18 protein-coding genes are annotated in these 18,820 nt (G+C 69.9%); 10 read left to right on the forward strand and 8 right to left on the reverse strand.

Features of this window, described 5'->3' with window-relative positions:
* Positions 1-91: 91 nt before the first annotated feature.
* Together KF689_07135 and murA are read right to left on the reverse strand one after the other, a co-directional pair.
* Entirely contained in the window at positions 92-793 is a 702-nt protein-coding gene (locus KF689_07135; protein ID MBX3133141.1) for a polyphenol oxidase family protein, read from the reverse strand.
* Positions 793-2,079 (reverse strand): UDP-N-acetylglucosamine 1-carboxyvinyltransferase, encoded by a 1,287-nt coding sequence (gene murA, locus KF689_07140; protein MBX3133142.1) that lies wholly within the window; start codon positions 2,077-2,079, stop codon positions 793-795. Before murA ends, KF689_07135 begins: the two co-directional genes overlap by 1 nt.
* A 52-nt stretch (positions 2,080-2,131) precedes the next feature.
* Between murA and KF689_07145 the strand changes: the two genes are divergently transcribed.
* Together KF689_07145 and KF689_07150 are read left to right on the forward strand one after the other, a co-directional pair.
* On the forward strand, positions 2,132-2,686 hold the full coding sequence (locus KF689_07145) for a hypothetical protein (GenBank protein ID MBX3133143.1): 555 nt from the start codon (positions 2,132-2,134) through the stop codon (positions 2,684-2,686).
* Positions 2,687-2,699: 13 nt separating this feature from the next.
* The gene (locus tag KF689_07150) at positions 2,700-3,629 is read left to right on the forward strand and encodes a zinc dependent phospholipase C family protein (GenBank protein MBX3133144.1); all 930 of its coding nucleotides are present in this window, start codon (positions 2,700-2,702) and stop codon (positions 3,627-3,629) included.
* Positions 3,630-3,650: 21 nt separating this feature from the next.
* Here KF689_07150 and KF689_07155 read toward each other — a convergent pair whose 3' ends face one another.
* The 3 genes from KF689_07155 to KF689_07165 are packed head-to-tail and all read right to left on the reverse strand — an operon-like array spanning position 3,651 to position 7,858.
* Entirely contained in the window at positions 3,651-5,987 is a 2,337-nt protein-coding gene (locus tag KF689_07155; GenBank protein MBX3133145.1) for a UvrD-helicase domain-containing protein, read from the reverse strand.
* The gene (gene serS / locus KF689_07160) at positions 5,984-7,258 is read right to left on the reverse strand and encodes a serine--tRNA ligase (GenBank protein ID MBX3133146.1); all 1,275 of its coding nucleotides are present in this window, start codon (positions 7,256-7,258) and stop codon (positions 5,984-5,986) included. The genes KF689_07155 and serS overlap by 4 nt, the downstream gene beginning before the upstream one ends.
* Positions 7,259-7,261: 3 nt before the next feature.
* The gene (locus KF689_07165; protein ID MBX3133147.1) at positions 7,262-7,858 is read right to left on the reverse strand and encodes a hypothetical protein; all 597 of its coding nucleotides are present in this window, start codon (positions 7,856-7,858) and stop codon (positions 7,262-7,264) included.
* A 102-nt stretch (positions 7,859-7,960) separates the two neighbouring features.
* On the opposite strand from KF689_07165, the gene KF689_07170 reads away from it, so the two are divergent.
* From KF689_07170 to KF689_07200, 7 genes are all read left to right on the forward strand, one after another.
* On the forward strand, positions 7,961-8,314 hold the full coding sequence (locus tag KF689_07170; protein MBX3133148.1) for a roadblock/LC7 domain-containing protein: 354 nt from the start codon (positions 7,961-7,963) through the stop codon (positions 8,312-8,314).
* 10 nt (positions 8,315-8,324) lie between these two features.
* Complete coding sequence (locus KF689_07175) at positions 8,325-8,723, forward strand: response regulator transcription factor (protein MBX3133149.1); 399 nt, start codon at positions 8,325-8,327, stop codon at positions 8,721-8,723.
* Positions 8,720-9,763, forward strand: coding sequence for a mannose-1-phosphate guanylyltransferase (locus KF689_07180; GenBank protein MBX3133150.1), 1,044 nt, complete (start codon positions 8,720-8,722; stop codon positions 9,761-9,763). Before KF689_07175 ends, KF689_07180 begins: the two co-directional genes overlap by 4 nt.
* Positions 9,760-10,953 (forward strand): hypothetical protein, encoded by a 1,194-nt coding sequence (locus KF689_07185; protein ID MBX3133151.1) that lies wholly within the window; start codon positions 9,760-9,762, stop codon positions 10,951-10,953. The genes KF689_07180 and KF689_07185 overlap by 4 nt, the downstream gene beginning before the upstream one ends.
* Positions 10,950-11,756, forward strand: coding sequence for an MBL fold metallo-hydrolase (locus tag KF689_07190; protein MBX3133152.1), 807 nt, complete (start codon positions 10,950-10,952; stop codon positions 11,754-11,756). The genes KF689_07185 and KF689_07190 overlap by 4 nt, the downstream gene beginning before the upstream one ends.
* Positions 11,757-11,828: 72 nt before the next feature.
* Positions 11,829-13,364, forward strand: coding sequence for a SulP family inorganic anion transporter (locus KF689_07195; GenBank protein ID MBX3133153.1), 1,536 nt, complete (start codon positions 11,829-11,831; stop codon positions 13,362-13,364).
* Between the two features lie 15 nt (positions 13,365-13,379).
* Positions 13,380-14,009: a carbonic anhydrase gene (locus KF689_07200; GenBank protein ID MBX3133154.1), complete on the forward strand. Its 630-nt coding sequence runs from the start codon at positions 13,380-13,382 to the stop codon at positions 14,007-14,009.
* 113 nt (positions 14,010-14,122) lie between these two features.
* On the opposite strand, the gene groL is transcribed toward KF689_07200, so the two are convergent.
* Positions 14,123-15,751 (reverse strand): chaperonin GroEL, encoded by a 1,629-nt coding sequence (gene groL, locus KF689_07205; protein ID MBX3133155.1) that lies wholly within the window; start codon positions 15,749-15,751, stop codon positions 14,123-14,125.
* 19 nt (positions 15,752-15,770) lie between these two features.
* Entirely contained in the window at positions 15,771-16,082 is a 312-nt protein-coding gene (gene groES / locus KF689_07210) for a co-chaperone GroES (GenBank protein MBX3133156.1), read from the reverse strand.
* A gap of 268 nt (positions 16,083-16,350) precedes the next feature.
* Here groES and KF689_07215 point away from each other — a divergent pair, with 268 nt between their 5' ends.
* On the forward strand, positions 16,351-18,021 hold the full coding sequence (locus KF689_07215; GenBank protein MBX3133157.1) for a hypothetical protein: 1,671 nt from the start codon (positions 16,351-16,353) through the stop codon (positions 18,019-18,021).
* Between the two features lie 12 nt (positions 18,022-18,033).
* Here the strand turns inward: KF689_07215 and KF689_07220 are convergent, their stop codons facing one another.
* The gene (locus tag KF689_07220; protein MBX3133158.1) at positions 18,034-18,813 is read right to left on the reverse strand and encodes a type III pantothenate kinase; all 780 of its coding nucleotides are present in this window, start codon (positions 18,811-18,813) and stop codon (positions 18,034-18,036) included.
* Positions 18,814-18,820 lie beyond the last annotated feature (7 nt).

Below are 18,820 nucleotides of genomic sequence, written 5' to 3' on the forward strand. Positions count from 1 at the left end.
AAAAAAGTGCGGGGAGACCTGCCCCCACACTCCGCGACTGCTTCCGGAATGTCTCCCGACTCAGGGAGAATACCGGCCGGGCGCTAGCCAGTCAAGGCGCACCACTATAAATGCAGGCGACTTGTCGCCCCGCATCACCCGCGCGATGCGAGAAGAAATCGGCGTTGTCGCAGCGCGTGCATTCGCCGCTCGCCGACCATTTGGCCACCCCGAGCTGCGCGGCCTGTTCGCCGAGGATCGCGCGCAGGTCCACGTGCCGCGGCCGCTTGGTCTGCCACCCGGTGAGCTGCTCGTACACGTCGCTGCCCACCTCGTAGCAGCGGCCGCAGATGCTCGGGCCCAGATGCACGTAGCACTCATCCACCGGACAGCCCAACTGCGCGAACAAGCGCAGCGCCTGCGGCAGGATGCCGCCGGCCACTCCACGCCAACCGGCGTGGACGATGCCCACCACGCCGCTCGGATGTGCGATGAACGCCGGCACACAATCGGCGATGGTGATGGCCGCCGCGCCGGCGCCGATGACGATGTGGCCGTCGGCTCCCTCGACGCGCAGCCAGCCTTCCCAGGTCCCGTCGTGCACGAGCACGCGGGTGCCGTGCACCTGCACGGCAGACGCGAGCCGAGGTGCGCCCTGCGCCGCGAGCGCTTCCTGGAGCCCGTGCCAGCGCTCGCGGGCGCCGCTGCCCTCCACGCCCAGGTTGAAATCGCCGGCGTCCCGCGTGGTGGTGAAGGCGCCGACGCCGAACGCCGCGAACGCCGGGATCTCGAGCCGTGGCGGAAGCGCGCCCACTAGTCCTGCACGCGGCGGATGCTGGCGCCGAGGGCGTTGAGGCGCTCGTCGATGCGCTCGTAGCCGCGCTCGATCTGGCCGATGTTCTGGATGACGCTGGTGCCCTTGGCGCAGAGCGCCGCGATGAGCATCGCCATCCCGGCGCGGATGTCGGGGCTTTCGACCTGGGCGCCGCGCAGCTGCGTGGGACCACTGACCAGCGCGCGGTGCGGGTCGCAGAGCACGATGCGCGCGCCCATCCCCACGAGCTTGTCGACGAAGAACAGGCGCGACTCGAACATCTTCTCGTGGATGAGGATGATGCCCTCGCACTGCGTCGCGGTCACGATGGCGATGGACATCACGTCGGCCGGGAAGGCCGGCCAGGGCTGATCCTCTAGCTTGGGCACGGCCCCGCCGAGATCCGACTTGATGCGCAACTCCTGCTCCGCCGGCACGACGAGGTGCTTGCCCTGCACCTCGGTGCGCACCCCGAGGCGGTCGAAGCCCAGGCGGATCGAGCGCAGGTGCTGGATGCCGGCATCCTCGATGACGAGCCGCGAGCGCGTCACCGCGGCCAGGCCGATGAACGAGCCGACCTCGATGTGGTCCGGCCCGATGCGGAAGCGGCCGCCGCGCAGCGGGCGGCCGCCCTCGATCGTGAGGAGGTTGGAGCCGATGCCCTCGATGCGCGCGCCGATGGCGATGAGCATCTCGCAGAGGTCCTGCACGTGCGGCTCGCAGGCCGCGTTGTGCAAGGTGGTCGTGCCCTTGGCGGCCACCGCGGCCATCACCGCGTTCTCGGTGCCGGTCACTGACGGTTCGTCGAGGAAGATGTCCGCACCCTTGAGTTGCTTGGCGCGGAACACGATGCGTTCCCCGAAGTCGTGGGTGGCCCCGAGGGCCTCGAGCGCAAGCACGTGCGTGTCGAGCCGCCGCCGCCCGATGACGTCGCCGCCGGGCGGGGCCAGCGTGACCTCGCCGCAACGCGCGAGCAACGGGCCGGCGAGCAGGATGGACGCCCGGATGCGCGCGCAGAGTTCCGGCGGGAGTGTGTCCCCGCGCACGGACTTGGCGTGGATGACGAGCGTGTTCGGCCCGGTCCAGTCGGCGGAGGCGCCGGCCGCCCGCACGAGGCTGAGCAGGCTTTCGATGTCCCGGATGCGCGGGACGTTCTCGAGCGTGACGGGCTCCGACGTGAGCAGCGCGGCGCAGACGATCGGGAGGGCGGCGTTCTTGTTGCCAGTGGGCGCGATGGCGCCGGCGAGGGGGCGGCCACCCTCGACGATGAACTGGGGCGTCGACATATGTGCGGGAATATATGCTTGACGAAGGAAGGGCGTCTGGAGACCATTCGGTATGCTTCTCCTGCAACTCGCCGCCGCAGCGGACACCGTGCTGGTCCGCCAGGTGAGCCCCGTGCGCACGGGCTTCGAACAGCTGGTGTTCGTGGCGTCGGGCCTGACGTCCGTCCTGACGCTGCTGCTGGTGCTCGCCGTGCTCCTCGCCCTCGTGGGGATGCGGCAGACGGCGATCGCCCTGCAGGCCAAGCTGGACGAGGTCCTCGGCGAGCTGCGCCCGATGACGCAGAACGTGAACGCGACGTCGGCGGACGTGCGGGAGGCCGCGGCGGCGGCGAAGGCGATGGTGCTCGAGAGCCGCGAGACGGTGGCGATGGCCAATGCGCGGGTGCGCGTCACGGTGGACGACCTCGCGGACCGCGTCGACGAGCTGAGCGAGATCCTCGCGAAGATCACGCGCGTGGCGACGCGCGTCGCCGGCATCGCCGGCACGGCAATCGGCGGGATCAAGGCGGGCGCACGCGTGTTCGGCATCGGCCGCAAGTCGAAGAAGAAGCAGCGGGCGGTGGACGCGGACGTGGAGTCCCGCCCGCGGCTGCGCCGTCGCCGCTGACCGCGCCACGCCGATGAACCGCAGGGCCGTGGGCATCGCGCTGGGCGCCGTGGCCCTGCTCGCGCTCTTCCCCACGGACGCGCTGGCCTGGACGCCCGGGACGCACGTGATGCTCGGCGAGGCGCTGTTGCGCTCCGCGGACCTGCTGCTCCCGACGGCGCTGGCGCAGCTGCTCAAGACGCATCCGTTCGAGTTCCTGTACGGCTCGATCGCGGCGGACACGAGCTTCGCCAAGCGCTACGCGCGCATCGGGCGCCACTGCCACTACTGGCACGTCGGCGACGAGATCCTCGACCGTGCGCGCGACGACGCGCTGCGCGCCTTCGGCTACGGCTACCTCGCGCACCTGGCCGCGGACGTGGTGGCGCACAATCACTTCGTACCGCACCAACTGGCGATCTCGAGCACCACGAGCGGCGCCGGGCACGCGTACTGGGAGGCGCGCTTCGAATCGGCGCTCGGGGAGCAATGGTCGCGGCGCGCGCGCGAAGTGATCCTTCTCGATCACTGGCAGGCGGACGACCATCTCGACCGCATCCTGTCGCCGACGATCTTCAGCACGTCGACCAACCGGCGGATCTTCCGCGGGATGGTGCACGCGTCGGACCTGTCGCCGTACCAGCGGATGCTCTCGCTGATGGCGACGAACAGTCGCTGGCCGTTGCGCGCGCCCTCGGTCACGGCGCACCTGGACCGCGCCTTCGACCACATCGTCGACCTGCTGGTGCGCGGCGCCGATGCCGACGCGCGGCGTGCCGACCCGAGCGGCGAGGAGGCGCTGCACGAGGCCAAGCGCATCCGACGCGGGGCGCTGGAGCGCGGCGGCGAGCGCGCCGCACGGAAGGACGCGGCGGACCGCTTCGCGCTTCCGCCCGCCGAGTTGCAGTGGGTGCGCCGGCTGCCGAAGCCGCTCTACGAGCCGCTGGCCGACGTCGCGAGCTGAGCCGGCGCCGACAGGCGCCCGCTACTCGAAGGCGCGCTGCAGCCCAGCGAAGGCGATGACGAGGCGCTTTCGCCCCACGGTCTCGTCGTCGAAGTCCACGGTGACCTTGGCGTCCTTCCCCGTCCCGCTGACCTCGGCGATGGTGCCCGATCCGAAGCGACCGTGCGCGACGCGCTCGCCGGGGACGAAGCGCGGCAAGTCCTGCGAGGCTTCCTCATCCGCGACGAAGCTCGGGATGTCCGCCTCGCGCGGCGACCACTCGGCCTTCGGGCTGCGCCTGACGAAGCGCGCGCCGCCCGCGCCCGCGCCCGCGGCGCTGTCGCCGCGCGGGCTGCGACGCCACGAGGGTTCGCGCGTCGGCGCCGCGAGGCGGGAAGTGGATCGCAGGCGGACCGTGCGGCGGTAATCGACCGTCGACTCATCGACCTGATCGAGCAGGCGCGAGCGACGCGACTGAAGAATCGTGCCGCCACGCAGCCGCTGGCGCGCCCAGCTCAGCACCAGCCGCTCGCCGGCGCGGGTGATGGCCACGTACAGCAGCCGCCGTTCCTCCTCCATCGCGTCTTCGCCACCCGCGTCGTCGTACTGATCGGCGAAGCGAATGAGCGGAAAGAGCCCATCCTCCAACCCCGTCACGAACACGAAACCGTACTCGAGCCCCTTGGCCGTGTGCACCGTCATCATCGTGACGGCGTCGGCATCGGGCCCGAGCTGGTCGAGTGCGGTGACGAGCGTCACGCCCTGCAGGAAGTGGTCGAGCGGGCGCTGGCCGACCTCACCGCCGTCTTCGATCACGACTTCGGCCGCGGAGCTCTTCAGTTCCTCGACGTTCGCAAGCCGTTCCAACCCCTCAGGACCATCCTTGCGCAGCGCCGCCGCATAGCCCGAGTGCTCGATGATCTCCGCCAGCAGCCGATCCACGCTCATATCGGTGGCGAGCGTGCGGAGTCGGTCGACGAGCGAGACGAAGACGTCGAGCGCTTCCTTCAGCGCCGGCCGGATGCCGGGCAGGAGCCCCTGCGCGGCGCGGCGGGACGTCTCGAGCAACGGTACCCCGGCCTGCGTCGCTTCCGCGGCGAGCAGCTCCACGCTGGTGTCGCCGATGCCGCGCTTCGGCGCGCTGATGGCACGGCGGAAGGCTTCGTCGTCCTGCGGGTTCGCGACCAGGCGGAGCCAGGCGATCAGGTCGCGAATCTCCTGACGGTCGTAGAAGCGTGTGGCGCCCACCAACCGATACGGCACGCCGGCGCGGCGCATCGCGTCTTCCATCCCGCGACTCTGCGCGTTGGTGCGGTAGAGCACCGCCGCGTCGGAATACCGGTGCCCGCTGCGTCTCCATTCCTGCATCGCCTCGGCCACGGCTTCCGCTTCGTCGCGGTCGTCTGCGGCCTCGAGCAGCACCACCGGTTCGCCGCCGTCGCGGGTGGCGCGCAGCGTCTTGCCCCGACGCGACAGGTTCGCCGAGATGACGGTGTTGGCGAGCTCGAGAATCCCCGCGGACGAGCGATAGTTCTCCTCGAGCCGCACGACCTTCGCGTTGGGATAGTCACGCTCGAAGTCGAGGATGTTGCGGATGTCCGCCCCACGCCAGCCGTAGATGGCCTGGTCGTCGTCCCCGACCACGGCGACGTTGCGGTGCTCGCCGGCGACGAGCCGCACGAACTCGTACTGCGCGCGGTTGGTGTCCTGGTACTCGTCCACGAGGACGTGCCGGAAGCGGCGCGCGAGCCGCAGGCGCACGTCCTCGTGCTCGCGCAGGATGCGCACCGGCAGCACGAGCAGGTCGTCGAAGCACACGGCGTTGGCCGCGCGGAGCGTCTCCTCGAGGTCGCGGTACACCTTGGCTGCCGCCTGGGCTTTGCCCGTGCGCGCCAGGTCCTCGAACTCGGCCACGCCGACCAGCGCATTCATCGCTGCGCTGATTTCGGCGGCGATGCCCTTGGGCTCGTACTCGTCCGTGGAGATGCCGTGCTTCTTCATCAGGCGCTTGATGACGCCGAGCAGGTCGTTCTGGTCGTAGATCGTGTACTCGGGCGTGCGCCCGACGAGCGCTGCGTTGGCGCGCAGCAGCCGCGCGCCGATGCCGTGGAAGGTCCCGATCCACATTCCCGTCGGCGCCTCGCCGAGCGCACGGCCCACGCGCTCGCGCATCTCGCCGGCGGCCTTGTTGGTGAACGTGACGGCGAGGATCTCCTGCGGCGCGATGCCGCGCTCGGCAATCAATCGCGCGATGCGCGCGGTGAGCACACGGGTCTTGCCGGAGCCCGCTCCGGCCACGACGAGCAGCGGGCCGTCCTCGTGTTCGACGGCGGCGCGCTGGGCGGGGTTGAGCGAGGGGAACGGCGAAGCGCCGTTCACCCGAGCCGCTCTCGGCCGAACACCGCCGCCAGTGCCGGCGGCAGGACCACTGAGCCGTCCGCCTGCTGGCCGTGCTCGAGCAGCGCGGCGATCACGCGCGGAAAGGCGAGGCCCGAGGCGTTGAGCGTGTGCACGAAGCGCGGCTTCTCGCCTGGCGCCGGACGGTAGCGGATGTTGGCGCGTCGGCCCTGGAAGTCGGTGAACAGCGAGCAGGACGACACCTCGAGCCACTTCCCGACCCCGGGCGCGAAGACTTCGAGGTCGTAGGTCTTGGCGCTGGCGAAGCCGGTGTCGCCGGCGGCGAGCAGCGCCACGCGGTACGGCAGGCCGAGGCGCTGAAGCACGGCCTCGGCGTGCGAGAGCAGCAGCTCGAGCTGCGCCTCACCGTCTTCCGGCGCGCAGTAGCGCACCAACTCGACCTTGTCGAACTCGTGCACGCGCAGCAGGCCGCGCGTGTCCTTGCCGGCCGAGCCCGCCTCTCGGCGGAAGCAGGGCGAGTACGCGCAGAGCGACTTCGGCAGCTCGTCCGCCGCGAGGATCTCGTCGCGGTAGAGGTTCGTGACCGGCACTTCGGCCGTCGGGATGAGGAAGAGGTCCTCGTCCCGCAGGGCGTACATATCGTCCTCGAACTTCGGCAGCTGGCCGGTGCCCGTCATCGTCGCGCGGTTGACGACGACCGGCACCCAGGTCTCCTCGTAGCCGAACTCGCCCGTGTGCAGGTCGAGCATCAGGTTCATCAGCGAGCGCACGAGGCGCGCGCCGGCCCCGCGGTACACGATGAATCCAGAACCCGAGACCTTCGCGCCGCGCGGCAGGTCGAAGAGCCCGAGCCGCTCGCCCAGCTCCCAGTGCGGCATCACACTCTCGGCGGCACGCGGGGTGCCCCAGCTGCGAACGATGACGTTGTGCGACTCGTCGCCGGCGGGGACGTCGGGGAGCGTGACGTTCGGGATGCCGAGCAGGAGCTCGTCGAGGCGCGACTGCGTGACCTCGAGCTGCGCTTCGAGCGCGGCAATCTCCTCGCCGATGACGCGCGCCGCGCCCTGGAGCTCGGTGGCGTCTTGCTTGGCCTTCTTGAGCCGGCCGACTTCCTGGGTGACGCGGTTGCGCTCGGCCTTGCGTTCCTCGACGCGCGTGATCGACGCACGGCGCGTGCGGTCCAAGGCCTCGGCCTCGTCGATCAGGGGACCGTAGAGGTCGAGCTTGTCGCGACGGCGCATCGCCTCGCGGAGCGCCGCGACATCGTCGCGGACGAACTTGGGATCGAGCACGGATTAGAAGCGCGGAATGCCGTCGGCGAACGACCGGAACCCGCAGTTCGGGTTAATGCGGGCGCTCATAAAGATCCGGCGGTCAGCGACGATGATCGACTCGGCGACGAACTTCCCGTACAGGACCTGCTGCGTGTTGAACGGACAGATGACCGAGGGGACCTGCAGCACGAAGGCCTGGCCGACCGTGACCTCGATCGTCGAGTCGGCGTTCCAGCCCGAGCGCGGGGCAGCCGTGATCGCTTGATACGAGACGCCCGGTACGTTGATGCCGATCGGCCGCGGTCCCGTGGGCGGGCTGACCACGGCACCCATCGGGAGAATCTGCAGCTTGCCCTCGGGCGTGATGTCGAAGGCGATGTCGAACGACCCTGACGGCTCGAGGCGCAGGGGCGAGTTGGCCGGCAGCGAGAACGCCGTCGGGAACGGCGGCGGCGTACCCGTGATCGCCCACACCGTGAACGTCGTGAGCACCACGGGCGAATCGGCCACGGGCGCGAAGGGGTCCGGGCCGCAGGCCGACAACGAGGCGCCACCAAGTGCCGCCGCGAGGACGGCGGCGCGCAGGGTCCGGCGGGAGGTCAGACGGGGAGTGTTCACGCCTGAAAGCTAGCGACCGCGCAGGCCACGTATCAAGCGATGGATGCTTGACTTGGATGACTCGGCACGTACACTTCGCTCGACCCCTTTCCGGAGCCTCGGTTGGCCACGATTCGTGACCTCGTAGCGACCCTTCGCCGCTTTGACGGCGTGACGGTAGCGGCCGTCCTCGGCCGCGACGGGCTGCTCATCGACAGCGACGCGAATGCCGGGGTGGACAGCGAGCAGGTGGCGGCCCACGTGCCGTCCATCCTGCAGTTCGCGGACGAACTGGGGACTGCGGCCGGCGCCGGTGCCCTGCAGACGGCGATTCTCGAGCATCTCGAGGCGACGGTGGTCGTGGCGGCGATGAGCGCCGAGGTGGTGTTGCTCGTGCTGGTGCGCCCCGATGCCAACATCGGCGCCCTCGTGTACGACATCCGGCGCCACCGCGCGGGCTTGGCCACGCTGGTCTGAGACGCGGACCGTGGCCGTCGCCGACGCCGCCGCCCGCACCCGGATCCTCGTCGCCGACGACGAGCCGCACATCGGCCGCATCATCAAGACCAAGCTCGAGCAGGGCCCATTCGCCGTGGACCTGGTCTACGATGGCGCCGAGGCGCTGGACGCGCTCGACCGCGGCCCGGACGTGGGGCTGCTGATCCTGGATTTGATGATGCCGCGCGTGTCCGGGCTCGAGGTGCTGGACCGTGTGCGGGCCGATGCGCGCTACGACCGCGTGCCCTGCCTCATCCTCACCGCGGCCGGACAAGACCATCAGGAGACGGACGCGCGCCGCCGCGGGGCCGATGAGTTTATGACCAAGCCTTTCAGCCCGAAGCGCCTCTTGGCGCGCGCCATCGAGCTGGTCGAGTCCGGTCGATGAGCGCCGCCCTCTTCGCCGTCGTGCTCGCCGGCGGCGTGGGGTCGCGTTTTTGGCCGCTGTCAACGCCGGAACGGCCCAAGCAGCTGCTCCCGCTCGTCGGCGACCGATCGATGCTGGAGGAGACCGTGGCGCGGCTCGACGGCCTCGTGCCGCGTGCACAGATCCTCATCCTCACCAGCGAGGCGCTCGCTCCGGCGGTGCACCGCACGCTCCCGTGGCTGGCCGAGGACCAAGTCCTGCAGGAGCCCCGCCCCGCCGGCACCGCCGCCGCCCTCGCTTGGGCCGCGCTCGAGGTGCGCCGCCGCGGGGACGCGGACACGGCGATGCTCTCCGTGCACGCCGACGCCGCCATCGGCAACGCCGCGCGCTTCCGCCAAGTGCTCGCGGAGGCCGTGGAGGCCGCGCGCCGCCACGACACGCTCGCCACCGTCGGCATCGTACCGACCGAGCCGAATCCGGGACTCGGGTACATCGAGCCGGGGCCGGCCCTGGACGCCGGCGCCTGGCGCGTGGCGCGCTTCCTCGAGAAGCCGGACCGCAGCACCGCCGAGCGACTCGTCGCGGCCGGCTGTCTCTGGAACTCAGGCATCTTCGCGTGGCGGGCACAGACGTTTCTCGACGAACTGCGGGCACACACACCAGAGTTGCACCCGGCGCTCGACGCCGCGCCGCGCGGCCGCATCGCCTTCTTTGACGCCGTGCGCCAGGCGGTGAGCGTGGATGTCGGCGTGCTGGAGCGCAGCAGCAAGGTGGCGGTGGTGCGCGGCGACTTCGGCTGGGACGATGTCGGCACCTGGGGTGCGCTCCGGCGGGTCCGAGCACGCGACGCGCACGGCAACGCGACGCACGGTGCGGTCTCGCTGGTGGAGGCGCAGGACAACGTGGTGCACGCCGAGTCCGGCCGCGTCGTGTTGTATGGCGTGAAGGACCTCGTGGTGGTGGTGCGTGACGGCCTGACACTGGTGACCACCGTCGACGCCGCCGATTCGCTCAAGACACTGCTCGACCAACTGCCCGCCGAGGTCCGCGACCACCGATGAACGGCTACGTCCTCTACGATGACGCGGCGGCGCGGGCCTTCGCCCCGTTCGCCCTGACGCGGCCCGCCGGTGAACTCCGGGCCGGCGCCGTGCTCACGCGCGAGCGCTGGTCGCAGGTGCTGCGCCAGCCGGTCCTCGGCTTCGTCGGCGCGGAGCACCTGCGCGACTTCACCGAGGTCGACGCGCCGCCAATGGCGACGGGGCACGTGTCGGCCGGTACTTGGCTCGTGAACGCGCGCTTCGCGCCGAGCCTGGCTGCGCCATCGCCGACGCCGGGCGTGTCCGTGCTGCGCTGCGCCGACCGCGTGGCGGCCGTGCGGCTCGTGCACGACCTCCCGCTGGTCGACCTCGGCGACGGCGAGCTGGACCTCGCCACGCTGGCAGACGGCGAGGCCGCGGAGGTCGAGGGTTGGTGGCTGGACCACGCCTGGGACCTCGTGGCCCTGCTCCCCGCGATGCTGAAAGCCGATGCGATTGCCCTGCTGCCCTCGGCGCCCGACGCCGGCGGCATCACGGTGATCGGTGATTATCTGGTGCACGTCGAGCCGGGGGCCCGCGTCGAGCCGTTCGTCGTCGCTGACACCAGCGGCGGACCGGTGCTGATTCGCGCCGGCGCGCAGGTGCACGCCTTCACGCGCTTTGTCGGCCCCTGCGTGGTCGGCGAGGAAAGCACGGTGCTCGGCGGCAAGCTCGCGACCGTGAGCGTGGGCCCGCAGGTGAAGGTGAGCGGCGAAATGAGCGTGACCATCGTGATCGGCCACGCCAACAAGGGGCACGACGGCTTCGTCGGCCACAGCGTGATCGGGCGCTGGGCCAACCTCGGCGCGGGCACCATCACCAGCAACCTCAAGAACTCCTACGGCGAAGTCTCGATGTGGACGCCGCAGGGTGTACGACGCACGGGGCAGCAGTTCCTGGGCAGCCTCATCGGCGACCACGCGAAGACGGGAATCGGGACGCGCCTCAGCACGGGCAGCGTCATCGGCGCGGGGGCGAACGTGTTCGGGTCGCGGATCCCGCCGCGGCACGTGCCGCCCTTCGCCTGGGGCGATGGTGACCCCTGGGAGACCTTCGCGCTTGACCGCTTTCTCACGGTGGCAGCGCGGGTGATGGCGCGTCGCGGGGCGCAGCTCGGCGAGCGCGGCGCGGCGCACTGGACCCGGCTCTTCGCGGCCCGCGACGGGTGGTGAAGGCCTGGTCGCTGGGTAGCGGGAGCCGCGGCAACGGCTTGGTCCTTGCCGCCGGCGACCGTGCAATCCTCGTGGATTGCGGCTTCGGCCCGCGCGCCATCGCGACGCGACTCAAGCGGCTCGGTCTCGTGCCGGAGATGATCGAGGCGCTGGTCATCACGCACGAGCACCAGGACCACGCCGACGGCGCGGCCAAGGCGCAGCACAAGTGGCGCTGGCCGGTGTATGCCAGCGCCGGCACGCACCGCGCGCTCCGGGAGATCCCGGGCAAGTACCGGGTGACGCTCTCGCCCGGGGCGGCGGTCGCGGCGGGGGCGTTCACCGTGGAATCCTGCGCCATCCCGCACGACGCGGCGGAACCGCTGGCGGTCGCGGTGACCGCGGCCAACGGCGCGCGCGTGGGCATCGCGCACGACCTCGGCGCGGTGCCGGCGCCGTTGGAGGCGCTGTTTGCGCGCTGCGATGCGCTCTGCCTTGAGGCGAACCACGACGTGGCGATGCTGCGCGATGGTCCGTACCCTCCCGCACTGCAGGCGCGCATCCGGGGTGGCCGCGGCCACATCAGCAACGCCGAGGCCGCGGCGCTGGCGCTGCGGCTCGCCCACCGCGGCCTGCAGGCGCTGGCCCTGCTGCACCTGAGCGAGACCAACAACACGCCGGCCCTGGCCGAGCGCACGGTCAACGAGGCGCTTCGGCGCGGTCGGCTGGCACTGGAGGCTCGCGCCGCCGCCGGGCGGACGCCCGCCCCGCTGTTCGCCCTGCGCGGCGCGGCACCGCAGGGCCAACTGACACTGGCGTTGTAGCACAGCATATTGTGGGTGGCGTCCGTAGCTGGGACGTCCGGCCGGCGCTCGACCCCACCCGCAGCCCTCGCTATGCACGATCGTATTTCCTGGCGCCACGATGCGCCCGCATCCGTCGTCGTGTTCCTCGTGGCGGTGCCGCTGTGCCTCGGCATCGCGCTCGCCTCCGGCGCCCCGCTGTTCTCCGGCATCATCGCGGGCATCGTCGGCGGCATCGTGGTGGGCACGATCTCCGACTCCCAGCTGATGGTCAGCGGGCCGGCCGCCGGGTTGACCGTCATCGTCCTGGCGGCGATCACCGAGCTCGGCGGGTTCGACACCTTCCTCGCGGCGGTGGTCATCGCCGGCGCGATGCAAGTGCTCTTCGGTGTGCTCCGGGCTGGCGTGATCGGCTACTACTTCCCGTCAGCCGTGATCAAGGGAATGCTGACGGCCATCGGCCTCATCCTCATCCTCAAGCAGATTCCCCACGCGCTCGGCTACGACGTGGACGCGATGCGCGACGATGCGTTCATGCAGTCCAGCGCCGAGTCGACGGTGACCGGGCTGGTGCAGGCGTTCCGGCAGCTGCAGTGGGGCGCCGTCATCGTCGCCGGCATCTCGTTGCCGCTGCTGTTCCTCTGGGGCAAGGGACCGCTGGCGCGGTTTCGCGAGGTGCCCGCGCCGCTGGTCGTGGTGCTGCTCGGACTGGTGCTGAACGCGCTCTACGGCGCGTTCGCTCCAGGGCTGGTGATTTCCGAGACACACCTGGTCTCGTTGCCGGTGCCCGACTCCGTCGGCGCGTTCTTCGGACAATTCGCATTCCCGCGCTGGAGCGGGATGTTTGAGCCGACCGTCTGGAAGGTCGCGGTGACCCTGGCGATCGTCGCGTCGCTCGAGAGCTTGCTCTCGTTGCAGGCCACCGACGATATGGATCCGTGGCATCGCGAGGCCTCGACGGACCGCGAGCTCCTGGCACAAGGCACGGGCAATATGGTGAGCGGGCTCATCGGCGGCCTGCCCATCACCGGCGTCATCGTGCGCTCGGCCACCAACATCTCGGCCGGCGCCAAGACGCGGTGGTCGGCCGTGCTGCACGGCGTGTGGTTGTTGGTGGCGGTGCTGGCCTTCCCGGGCTTGCTGAACCGCATCCCGCTGGCCGCACTCGCCGCGGTGCTCATCCACATCGGCTACAAGCTCGCGAGCCCGGCGCTGTTCCGCTCGGCGGTGGCGCGCGGACGCGCGTACGCGTTCTCGTTCGTGTTCACCGTGGTGGCGATCATCGCGACCGACCTGCTACGCGGCATCCTCGCGGGCCTGGCGGTGGGCGTCATCGTGATCCTGCGCGACCACGTGCAGAGCCCGCCGTACACGGAAGTCAGCGCGCCCGGCGCCGTGCTGCGGCGTCTGCAGCTGCACGACAACGTCAACTTCCTGCACAAGGCGGCGCTGGCCACGATGCTCGAGGCCCTGCCGCGCGGCTCGCGCGTCGAGCTCGACGCACGGCGCACGCGGCGGCTCGACGCCGACGTGCTCGAGGTGATCGGCAACTTCCGGCGCCTGGCGCCGCAGCGCGACATCGACCTCCGGCTGGTGGGCTTCCCTGCCCCGAACCAGCCGCCACAGTAACGGAGCGCAGCCCACGTGGAAACCTTCAAGAAACTGATCGCCAATAACCGTGCCTGGGCGGAAGAGATGCTCTCGCGCGACCCGGAGTTCTTCAGCCGGACGGAGGGCGGGCAGGAGCCGCACTTCCTGATGGTGGGTTGCTCGGACAGCCGCGTACCGCTGGAGAAGATGACCGGGGCGCTGCCGGGCGAGATGTTCGTGCACCGCAACATCGGCAACCAGGTGTGGAGCACGGACCTCAATATGCTGTCGGTGCTGGCGTACGCGGTGAACGTGCTGGACGTGCCGCACGTGATCGTCTGCGGGCACGACAACTGCGGCGCGCTGCGGGCCGCGATGGGACCGGCGTCGAACGGCGTGGTAGACCACTGGCTCAGCGACATCCGCAACACCATCCGCTGGCACCGCGACGAGCTCGATGCGCTCACCGATCCGAAGGTGAAGCTGGCGAAGCTTGCGGAGCTGAACGTGTTGCAGCAGCTCGGCATCCTCTCGCGCACGCCGGTGATCCGCGAGTGCTGGGAGCGCGGCAAGCGCCCGATGCTGCACGGCTGGGTCTACGACATCGCGTCGGGCCTGATCCGCGTGGTCGCCGAGGCGATCGACTCCCCCGAGAAGGCCGCCAGCGTCCTGCCCAATAACTGAGTCGCACGCCGATGGCGCAGGCGGCCGCCGCAGTGTCGGTGGCCGGAAGGACAAGAGGGGGGCAGACCATTGGTCCGCCCCCCTCCCGTCTCCCTTCGCCTTCTCCCTCGTCCTTAGTACATCCCGCCCATCCCGCCACCCGGCGCGGCCGGGGCGGGCTTGTCTTCCTTCTTCTCCACGATCAGGCACTCCGTGGTGAGGAGGAGCGAGGCGATCGACGCGGCGTTCTGCAGGGCCGTGCGGGTCACCTTGGTCGGGTCGATGACGCCGGCGAGGACGAGGTCCTCGTAGGTGTCAGAGAAGGCGTTGTAGCCGAAGTTCTTGTCCTTCGAGGCGCGGACCTTCTCGACGACGATCGAGCCTTCGCCGCCGGCGTTGGCGACGATCATGCGGATCGGCTCCTCGATCGCGCGACGGATGATCTCGACGCCGATCTGCTCGTCCTCGCCGAGCTTGACGCCCTTGAGCGCGGCCTGGGCGCGGATCAGCGCCACGCCGCCGCCCGGGACGATGCCCTCCTCGACGGCCGCGCGCGTCGCGTGCAGCGCGTCCTCGACGCGGGCCTTCTTCTCCTTCATCTCGCTCTCGGTCGCGGCACCGACGTTGATGACGGCCACGCCGCCCGCGAGCTTCGCCTTGCGCTCCTGGAGCTTCTCCTTGTCGTAGTCGCTCGTGGACTTCTCGATGGCGACCTCGATCTCCTTGATGCGGGCCTTGATCTTGTCGGCCTCACCGTGGCCGTCGATGACCGTGGTGTTGTCCTTGTCAATCACGATGCGCTTGGCGCGGCCCAGGTCCGTGAGGACCGTGTTCTCGAGCTTGAGGCCCATCTCCTCGGAGATCACGATGCCCTTGGTGAGCGTCGCGATGTCCTCGAGCATCGCCTTGCGGCGATCGCCGAAGCCCGGCGCCTTGACGGCGGCCACGCGCAGCGTGCCGCGGAGCTTGTTTACCACGAGCGTGGCCAGCGCCTCGCCCTCGATGTCCTCGGCGATGATGAGCAGCGGCTTGCCCGTCTGCGCGACCTTCTCGAGCACCGGGAGCAGGTCCTTCATCGAGGAGATCTTCTTGTCGTGGATCAGGATGTGGGCGTCCTCGAGGACGGCTTCCATCTTGTCCGGATCGGTGATGAAGTACGGCGAGAGATAGCCGCGGTCGAACTGCATCCCGTCGACCGTCTCCAGCGTCGTCTCGAGGCCCTTGGCCTCCTCTACCGTGATGACGCCGTCCTTGCCGACCTTCTCCATTGCATCGGCGATGAGGTTGCCGATCTCGGGGTCGTTGTTGGCCGAGATGCTGCCGACCTGCGCGATCTCCTTCTTGCCCGAGGTCGGGACCGAGAGCTTCTTGAGCTCGTCGACGATGGCACCCACGGCCTTGTCGATGCCGCGCTTGATCGCCATCGGGTTGGCGCCGGCCGTCACGTTCTTGAGGCCTTCGCGGAAGATCGCCTGCGCGAGCACCGTGGCGGTCGTGGTGCCGTCACCGGCCAGGTCGGAGGTCTTCGTCGCGACCTCCTTCACCATCTGGGCACCCATATTCTCGATCGGATCGACGAGCTCGACTTCCTTCGCGACCGTCACACCGTCCTTGGTGACCGTCGGGGCGCCAAACTTCTTGTCGATGACGACGTTGCGGCCCTTGGGGCCGAGGGTGACCTTCACCGCCTCGGCGAGCTGATCCACCCCGCGCTTCAGGGCGGCACGGGCATCAGTGTTGAAATGGAGTTCCTTCGCAGCCATATGAAGTCAGGTCCTCTGGTTAGTTGTTGACGATGGCGAGGATGTCGCTCTCGCGGAGGATCAGGTACTGCTCCCCGTCGATGGTCACCTCGGTGCCGGAGTACTTGCCGTAGAGCACCTTGTCGCCCGCCTTCACTTCCATCGGGACGCGCTTGCCGTCCTCGGTGCGGCCGGGGCCGACGGCGATCACTTCACCCTGCTGCGGCTTCTCCTTCGCCGTGTCCGGGATGTACAGCCCGCCGCGCATCGTTTCCGTCTCTTCGAGCGCCTTGACGACGACGCGATCGGCGAGCGGCGCGACCTTCTGGGCCGACGCAGTCTTTGCTGCCATAGATATCCGTCCTCCTGCTTGGTGTAGGTGGGTGGTTGTTGATTGCGCTGGCACTCACGGGCAGTGAGTGCTAACAACACCGGAAACTACCAGCAAGCGGCGTGCCAGTCAACTCGGCTCGCCATCTTGCCAAGCACGCATAAACCGTTGTTCCACAACACATTATGCGGTGGCGAGTAAGCCAGATTGGCGCGCTGGCTTGCCGAGTCGGCGAACGAGGTCGGCCGCTTTGGCGCCCGCAAGTTCGTCCCTGCTACATTCTCTCGGGATGACGCGAACAGCCGCCCTGCTCGGGATTCTCCTCATCGGTACGCTGGCCCAGCCGGCACTGCCGCAGGCGGCGACGATCACCGGTGGCGTGATCGACAGTGCCGGTCGCCAGCCGCTGAGCGGCGCGGTCATCCAGGTGTACGGCGAGGGCGAACTGCGGGGCCGAGGGCTCAGCGATGCGCAAGGCGAGTTCCGGATTCGCCCGTCGGGGCCGGTCGACGAGTTTCGCGTGGTGCGAATCGGATTTCGCCCGCAGACTCAGCGCCTCGCGGCACTCTCGGCGGCGTCCCTACGAGTGGAGTTCCAGATGCAGCGAATCCCCGCGTTCCTGGACCCGGTGCGGGTAGTCGCGGCACAATGCGGAGGGCGACGCGTTCGTGGCCCGTCACCGGTCGCCTTGATCGAGCAGGCACGCGCGGGGCTCCTGGCCACAATCGTCTCGCGCGAGCAGAATCCGGCGCGGATGGTCCGTATTCTGTACGAGCGGCACGGCACCAACCTGACGGGGCGCGGCGGTGCACAGCACGTACGCCTCGACACCGCGACCGCCGCAATCCGGTCGTTTTCCGCCGTCCACGACGCCGAAGGCTTCGTGCGTCGAGGATTCCTCGAGGAGATTGACGGCGAGCAGGTCTACTACGCCCCTGATGCCGAAGTCCTGCTGGCCGACGAGTTCGCCGCAGGCTACTGCTTCCACGTCGTGCCGCGGGTCCGAGACCGGCCCAATCAGGTGGGCCTGGGCTTCGACGCCGCGGACCGCCGCCGCGGACGCGTCGACGTCACCGGCGTCCTGTGGATCGACACCCTGGCGCGCGAACTCCGCGAGATCGAGTTCCGCTACGTGGGGCTCAACCGGTACTTCGAGCAACTGCGGCCCGGCGGCAACGTCGCCTTCCGAGCGCTCCCCAACGGGATGGTGGTGATCGACGACTGGTCGCTGACGCTGGTGGGAATGCAGACGGACTCCGTTGCCGACCAGGGCGCGCGCGGGCGCGCGACGACACGCGTCATCCTCGTCCGCAGCGGTGGCGTTCTTGCAGAGGCCGAATGGCGCGACGGCACGCGCTGGCGCGCGACGCTTCCGACGCTGGAGGGCCTGGCGCGGTGGGGCGACGGCCAGCCGGCCGCGGGCGTGCAGCTTTCCCTCCGGGGCACGCCGTTCGCCGCGCGCACGGACAGCGCCGGCGCATTCCGATTCGAGAACATCGTCCCCGGCCGTTACGAGATCCTCGCGATGGACGAGGAGCTCCTCGCCATCGGCCTGGCGACGCGCACGAGCGCGATTGTCGACGTCGGTGCCGCCGGACTCAGCACGGCACCCGTGATGGTGCCGAGGCGCGACGGAGAAGTGGCACAGCGCTGCCTTGAAGCCGGTGCACAGAACGTCAACAACAACTCGACGATGCTGCTCGCCCGCGCCCTGCACGACGATGGGACGCCGGTCGCCGGCGCGGAGTGGAACGTGCGGGTTGTCGACCACACCGGCTGGCGAGACGCCGCCACCGACGGGCTGACCGGTGGCGACGGGGTAATCCTGGTGTGCACGCGGCTGCTACGCGGTGCGGAGTTCGAGCTGACCGTGCGCGCGGCGGGCGACCTCACGAACGTACAGCGCGGTACGCTGACCCACCGCGCAACAGTCCTCGGCGTAGTCTTCCCGCGCCGCTAGCCAGCCGCCGCCTCAGCCGGCGGCGGTGAGCATCGCGTGCGCCATCCGCAGGCCGTGCAGCGTGAGGTCCGGGTCCACCAACTCGATCACCGGACAATGCGGCTGGATGACGGGCGCGAGCCCGCCCGTGGCCACGACTTTCGGGCGCCCGGGGTTCGGCCAGTCGGCAATGATGCGCTGCACGAGACCGGTGACAGCATCAGCGGCCCCGAACACGACGCCGGCGCGGATGCACTCCTCGGTGCGCGTGCCGATGACCTTCGCCGGCGCGGTCAACTCGGTAGCCGTCAGCTTCGCCGTGCGCCGGAACAGCGTCTCGGCGGAAGTCCGCACGCCCGGCTGGATCACGCCGCCGAGAAAGACGCCGTCCTTTGTGATGCAGTCGTAGGTGGTGGCGGTACCGAGGTCGACGACAATGCAGTCGCTCCGGTACAGCCGGCTGGCGGCGAGCGTGTTGATAATGCGATCGGCGCCCACCGTCAGCGGTTCATCCACGGCCAGCCTGATGCCCAGGGGCGACTTGGCGTCGATGATCACTGCCGGCGTCTCACAGATGCGCGAGGCGGCCTCGGCCAGGGACGGCGTCACGCCCGGCACCACGGACCCGATGGCCGCGCCGCGCAGCTTGGTCCCCGCGCGCCCCGACGCCTGCAGCAGGTTGTGCAGCAGCAGATGCACTTCGTCGGGCGTCCGGCCGGCCTCGGTTGTCACGCGCCAATGGGCGACGACGCGATCGCCCTCGGCCAGGCCGAGCGTGGTTTCGGTATTGCCGACGTCCGCGACGAGAAGCATTCGGGCG

Source organism: Gemmatimonadaceae bacterium, from assembly GCA_019637355.1.
Taxonomy (GTDB): Bacteria; Gemmatimonadota; Gemmatimonadetes; order Gemmatimonadales; family Gemmatimonadaceae; genus Pseudogemmatithrix.

Bases quoted from the DNA above. Each gene is read 5' to 3' on its own strand.
- murA (MBX3133142.1), bottom strand. From the start codon at position 2,079: ATGTCGACGCCCCAGTTCATCGTCGAGGGTGGCCGCCCCCTCGCCGGC.
- KF689_07145 (MBX3133143.1), top strand. From the start codon at position 2,132: ATGCTTCTCCTGCAACTCGCCGCCGCAGCGGACACCGTGCTGGTCCGC.
- KF689_07150 (MBX3133144.1), top strand. From the start codon at position 2,700: ATGAACCGCAGGGCCGTGGGCATCGCGCTGGGCGCCGTGGCCCTGCTC.
- KF689_07180 (MBX3133150.1), top strand. From the start codon at position 8,720: ATGAGCGCCGCCCTCTTCGCCGTCGTGCTCGCCGGCGGCGTGGGGTCG.
- KF689_07185 (MBX3133151.1), top strand. From the start codon at position 9,760: ATGAACGGCTACGTCCTCTACGATGACGCGGCGGCGCGGGCCTTCGCC.
- KF689_07195 (MBX3133153.1), top strand. From the start codon at position 11,829: ATGCACGATCGTATTTCCTGGCGCCACGATGCGCCCGCATCCGTCGTC.
- groL (MBX3133155.1), bottom strand. From the start codon at position 15,751: ATGGCTGCGAAGGAACTCCATTTCAACACTGATGCCCGTGCCGCCCTG.
- groES (MBX3133156.1), bottom strand. From the start codon at position 16,082: ATGGCAGCAAAGACTGCGTCGGCCCAGAAGGTCGCGCCGCTCGCCGAT.
- KF689_07215 (MBX3133157.1), top strand. From the start codon at position 16,351: ATGACGCGAACAGCCGCCCTGCTCGGGATTCTCCTCATCGGTACGCTG.
- KF689_07220 (MBX3133158.1), bottom strand. From the start codon at position 18,813: ATGCTTCTCGTCGCGGACGTCGGCAATACCGAAACCACGCTCGGCCTG.